Below are 4,276 nucleotides of genomic sequence, written 5' to 3'. Positions count from 1 at the left end.
GCCTGCAACGGTGCCCGGCTGAACCCTGGGTCGCTCTCGGTGCTGATCAACGGCAAGTCAATCGCCGAGGTCGCCGCGCTGCCCATGCGGGAATGCGCCGACTTCCTCGAAAACCTCGTCCTCACCGGCCGCGAGGCCCAGATCGCCCACCAGGTCCTCAAGGAGATCCAGGCCCGCCTGACCTTCCTCCTCGACGTCGGACTCGAGTACCTGAACCTGGAGCGGCCCTCCGGCACCCTGTCCGGCGGCGAAGCCCAGCGCATCCGTTTGGCCACCCAGATCGGCTCCGGCCTCGTGGGCGTGCTGTACGTCCTCGACGAGCCCTCGATCGGCCTGCACCAGCGGGACAACCGCCGCCTGATCGAGACACTCACCCGGCTCCGGGACCTCGGCAACACCCTGATCGTCGTGGAGCATGACGAGGACACCATCCACGAGGCCGACTGGGTGGTGGACATCGGACCGGGCGCCGGCGAGCACGGCGGCATGGTGGTCCATTCCGGGTCCTACCAAGAGCTGCTGGAAAACACGGATTCGCTCACCGGCGACTACCTCTCCGGCCGGCGGAAAATCGAGATCCCGAAGAAGCGGCGCAAATACGACAAGAAGCGCGAGCTCAAGGTGGTCGGGGCGAAGGAGAACAACCTCCTGAACATCGACGCCAGTTTCCCGCTGGGCCTCTTCACCGCCGTCACCGGCGTCAGCGGCTCGGGCAAGTCCACCCTGGTCAACGAGATCCTCTACAAGGTGCTCGCCAACAAGCTCAACGGCGCCAAGCAGGTGGCCGGCAGGCACAAGTCCGTCCAGGGCCTCGAACACCTGGACAAGGTGGTGCACGTCGACCAGAGCCCGATCGGCCGCACCCCGCGCTCGAACCCGGCCACTTACACCGGCGTGTTCGACAACATCCGCAAGCTCTTCGCCGAGACCACCGAGGCCAAAGTCCGCGGCTACCTCCCGGGCCGGTTCTCCTTCAACGTCAAGGGCGGCCGCTGCGAGGCCTGCTCCGGCGACGGCACCCTGAAGATCGAGATGAACTTCCTGCCGGACGTCTACGTCCCCTGCGAGGTCTGCCACGGCGCCCGGTACAACCGCGAAACCCTGGAGGTCCACTACAAGGGCAAGACCATCGCGGACGTGCTGAACATGCCCATCGAGGAAGGGGCCGAGTTCTTCGCGGCCTTCTCGCCGATCGCTCGGCACCTCAACACGCTCGTCGACGTCGGCCTTGGCTACGTCCGGTTGGGCCAGCCCGCCACCACGCTCTCCGGCGGCGAGGCCCAGCGCGTGAAGCTCGCAGCCGAGCTTCAGAAACGCTCCAACGGCCGCAGCGTCTACGTCCTGGACGAGCCCACGACGGGCCTGCACTTCGAGGACATCCGCAAGCTCCTCATGGTGCTCCAGGGCCTCGTGGAGAAGGGCAACACGGTGATCACGATCGAACACAACCTCGACGTCATCAAGAGCGCCGACTGGATCGTGGACCTTGGCCCCGACGGCGGGTCCGGTGGCGGCCGTGTGGTCGCCTCCGGCACCCCCGAGCAGGTGGCCAAGTCGAGCGAGAGCCACACGGCCGCGTTCCTCGCCGAGCTCCTCGCCTGAACACCGGCCGCCAGGGACCGTGCGGCGGGCCAGGTAAGCTTCCGCCGCACGCGTCCCCGCCCACAGGGACGTCTCCACCGGATGTATCCGCTGATGTATCGCGTGATGTAGTCCCTGATGTATTCCCGATGTATTCCTGAAGGAGCATGCGAATTTCTGGCAACCGCACACTCATGAGAAACTAAGCCGGTGACGCATACAACAGTGCCCGTAATCTTTGACCTTGACGGCACTCTTGTCGATCCCGCCGGGGGTATAACCGACGGTATCGCCGCGGCCCTCACCGAGCTTGGCCTGCCGGTTCCGGACAAGTCCCGGATGGACGCCATGATTGGGCCCAAGCTCAGCCATTCCCTGACGGAAATCGCCGGCGTTCCTGCCGCACAGCTGAAAGACGCCATCCGCATCTACCGCGCGCACTACGCATCCACGGGAATCGCGCAGAGCAGGCTGTACCCGGGAATCCGCGGCCTCCTCGAGGACTTCGTCGCCGCGGGCCGGCCCATCGCCGTCGCGACCCAGAAGCCGGAAGGGCTTGCCCGCATTGTACTGGCGCATCACGGCATCGCCGGGCTCTTCCACAGCATCCGGGGCTCCGCCGCCGACGAGGCCGCCAGCCCCGGAACGGGCTCCGCCCCCGAAGGCTCCGTTCCCGAAGGTAAGGCCGGCATCGTCGCCGCCGCGCTCTCAGACCTCGCTGCCGCGGACCCTGCGGCCGCCGGCCGGGCCGTGATGGTGGGGGACCGGGCACAGGACGTCGCCGGGGCCGCTGCGAACGGACTGGACTGCATCGGCGTAGGCTGGGGGTTTGCGCCTGACGGCGAACTGCACGCGGCCGGTGCCGTCGAGATCGTGCACAACACCACGGCGCTTCACGCGACGATTAACCGGCTCTCCGAACGCCCGGGAACCACAGCCCTGAACGAGGTGCACACCGATGGCAATGTTTGACGCAATCCGCTGGACCACGCGGGGGCTTGTAACCACCACGTGCCGTCCCACGGTCATCGGCCTGGAAAACGTGCCCAAGGATGGGCCGTTCATTGTCGCCCCGAACCACCTCTCGTTCCTGGACAGCGTGATCGTCCAGGCCCTCATGCCGCGGCCCGTGGCCTTCTTCGCGAAGGCTGAATACTTCACCACCGGCGGCATCAAAGGCAAGGCCATGAAGTCCTTCTTCGAGGCCGTCGGCTCCATTCCGGTGGAACGCGGCGAGCAGGCGGCGAGCGTCCAGGCGCTGAAAACGCTGCTGGACATCCTCGACTCCGGCAAGGGCGTGGGCATCTATCCCGAAGGCACCCGCTCCCGCGACGGCATCCTGTACCGCGGCCGCACCGGCGTCGGCTGGCTGGCCCTCACCACCGGCGCGCCCGTAATCCCGGTGGGCCTGATCGGCACCGAACACTTGCAGCCCGCGGACAGCAAGTCCGTCAAACCGCAGCACTTCACCATGAAGGTCGGCGAGCCGCTGTACTTCGAGAAGACCGGACCGGACCATTCCCTGCCGGCCCGCCGCCAGGTCACGGACCGCATCATGGACGCAATCGCAGACCTGAGCGGCCAGGAACGCTCCACCAGCTACAACCAGAGCAAGTCGGCCGAATAGCGCGCGGCTCCCGGCCCCCCTGGATCCGCCGGGCATGCGGCGGTGCACGTGCAACGGCACCGCCGGCGGCTCAGTAGACTTGATGTGTGGCAGATCCAGCGAGTTACCGACCCCAGACGGGTGAAATTCCGACCAATCCGGGCGTGTACCGCTTCCGCGATCCGCACGGCCGGGTCATCTACGTCGGCAAGGCCAAGAACCTCCGTGCCCGGCTGAACACCTATTTCGCCAACCCCGCCGGGCTCATGCCCAAAACCTATGCCATGGTCCACACGGCCAGCAGCGTCGAATGGACCGTGGTGGGCAGCGAACTCGAGTCGCTGCAGCTGGAATACACCTGGATCAAAGAATTCACGCCCCGCTTCAACGTGATGTTCAGGGACGACAAAAGCTACCCGTACCTCGCCGTGACGATGGGGGAGAAGTACCCGCGCGTCCAGGTGCTGCGCGGCGACCGGCGCAAGGGGACCCGGTACTTCGGCCCCTACACCGCCGGCGCGATCCGGGACACCATGGACACCCTGCTGCGGGTGTTCCCGGTCCGCAGCTGCAGCGCCGGGGTGTTGAAGCGCGCCGAAGCCAGCGGCCGGCCCTGCCTGCTCGGCTACATCGACAAATGTTCCGCGCCGTGCGTCGGCCGGATCTCCGCCGCGGACCACCGCGCCCTGGCCGAGGACTTCTGCACGTTCATGGGCGGCGAAGCCAAGCCTTTCGTCAACCGGCTGGAACGGGAGATGGCCGCGGCAGTTGCTGAGCTCGACTACGAACGCGCGGCCCGGCTCCGGGACGACATCGTGGCGCTTAAGAAGGTCTTCGAACGTAACGCCGTCGTCCTGGCCGAGGGCACGGACGCCGACGTCTTCGCCCTGCACGAAGACGAGCTCGAGGCCGCCGTGCAGGTCTTCCACGTCCGGGGCGGACGGATCCGCGGCCAGCGCGGCTGGGTGGTGGAAAAGGTCGAGGACTCCACCACCCCGGAACTGGTCGAACACCTGCTCCAGCAGGTCTACGGCGAGGAAGCCGGGCTCCAGGGCAGGTTGCCCCGGGAAGTGCTGGTGCCTGCCGAAC

The 4,276-nt window shown here is 66.9% G+C and carries 4 protein-coding genes; all 4 read left to right on the top strand.

The window, feature by feature from the left end:
• Positions 1-1,602: excinuclease ABC subunit UvrA (uvrA, locus tag LQV45_RS19305; protein ID WP_230008406.1), on the top strand; the 1,602-nt coding region annotated here is incomplete at its 5' end.
• A gap of 189 nt (positions 1,603-1,791) precedes the next feature.
• Positions 1,792-2,553, top strand: a complete 762-nt coding sequence (locus tag LQV45_RS19300) for an HAD hydrolase-like protein (protein WP_230008405.1) — start codon at positions 1,792-1,794, stop codon at positions 2,551-2,553.
• The gene (locus LQV45_RS19295) at positions 2,540-3,208 is read left to right on the top strand and encodes a 1-acyl-sn-glycerol-3-phosphate acyltransferase (RefSeq protein WP_026266350.1); all 669 of its coding nucleotides are present in this window, start codon (positions 2,540-2,542) and stop codon (positions 3,206-3,208) included. The genes LQV45_RS19300 and LQV45_RS19295 overlap by 14 nt, the downstream gene beginning before the upstream one ends.
• Before the next feature lie 86 nt (positions 3,209-3,294).
• Positions 3,295-4,276: excinuclease ABC subunit UvrC (uvrC, locus tag LQV45_RS19290; RefSeq protein WP_230008404.1), on the top strand; the 982-nt coding region annotated here is incomplete at its 3' end.

The organism is Microbacterium sp. Bi128, assembly GCF_918698205.1.
This window is presented reverse-complemented; position numbering and strand designations above follow the sequence as displayed.